Raw genomic sequence first — 1,131 nt, 5'->3', positions numbered from 1 at the left:
CGGCATGATGCGGCTCGGCACGAAATACCGGCTGCCGCCGCTGCCCGACGCGGTGTTTTCGCTGACGCCGCCGATGCCCGGCGAACGCGAAACCGTCACGCAGGCGCGCGAGGTGCTGTCGCGGCAATTGCTGATGTAAACCGGGCCGCACGACCTGCGGCGGCGCGTATCTGAGAGGCGCGCGAAGGAACAAGAAAATGAACGACGAACTGCAACGCCAGATGGCCGCGAAGCTGCAGGATGCGCTGGAGCGCGTGATCGACGAGCGCTCGCTGATCCACTTCCTGCGCGTGCTCGGGCACGACTGGAACAAGGAGCGGCAGCTCGAGGCCGACGTGCCGCCGTCGCCGTACGCGCGCGCCGCGCTCGGCTGGGAAAACCACTCGATCGGCGAGTACCTCGACGCGATGGTCGACTGGGCCGAGGCGTCGGAGGAAGGGTTGCGCTTCTACGACGTGCCCGACAATCCGTGGCGGCGCATGGCGGACATCCTGTTCGCCGGGAAAATCTATGAATAGCGCCGCTCGGGCGCTTCGTTTTCTTCGCGCGTGTGCGCTGCCGCGAACCGTCTATTCGACGGCTTCGCCGTTCACGTACGCACGCAGCCCGTCAGCGAGCGCATCGAACACCGCGCGGCAGCGCGGGCTCGATCGCAGGTCCTCGTGCATCACGACCCAGGTTTCCAGCTGCATCGCGGGCCCGTCCGGCAGCACGCGCACGAGCCGCGTGTCGCGTTTCGCGAGCCCGGTCTGGCAGAAGCCGATCCCGTAGCCGGCGCGGATCATCGCGAGCTGCGCGAGGCTGCTGTCGGTGCGCAGCGAGAACGCCTCGCGCTTCCACAGCGGCATGCTGCGGCCCACCGAGCGGATGAACGGCGTGACCGTATCGAAGCCGATCAGCGCGTGATGCGCGAGTTCGTCGGTCGTCGCGGGCGCGCCGTTGCGCGCCAGGTAGTCGTCGCGCGCAAACATCCCGACTTCGATTTCGCCGATGCGCCGTGCAACGAGCGCCTCCTGCGCGGGGGGCGCCATCCGGACCGCGATGTCGGCCTCGCGCTTGAGCACGTCCTGGATGCGGTCGGTCGGCACCAGTTCGATGACGAGCCCCGGATGGTTGCGCCGCAATTGCGCG

General features: G+C 68.3%; 2 protein-coding genes and 1 pseudogene. 2 read left to right on the top strand and 1 reads right to left on the bottom strand.

The annotated features are described in order from the left end of the window. Positions 1-139, top strand: a pseudogene (locus JYJ84_RS37235) (LysR family transcriptional regulator); the annotation flags it as partial. Positions 140-197: 58 nt separating this feature from the next. Beyond that, the gene (locus tag JYJ84_RS37230) at positions 198-518 is read left to right on the top strand and encodes a hypothetical protein (protein ID WP_174960631.1); all 321 of its coding nucleotides are present in this window, start codon (positions 198-200) and stop codon (positions 516-518) included. Between the two features lie 51 nt (positions 519-569). Here the strand turns inward: JYJ84_RS37230 and JYJ84_RS37225 are convergent. Then, positions 570-1,131, bottom strand: a 562-nt coding sequence (locus tag JYJ84_RS37225; protein ID WP_240201966.1) for a LysR substrate-binding domain-containing protein, incomplete at its 5' end; no start/stop codon positions are given.

It is taken from the genome of Burkholderia sp. LMG 13014 (assembly GCF_905232215.1).
GTDB lineage: Bacteria > Pseudomonadota > Gammaproteobacteria > Burkholderiales > Burkholderiaceae > Burkholderia.
This window is presented reverse-complemented; position numbering and strand designations above follow the sequence as displayed.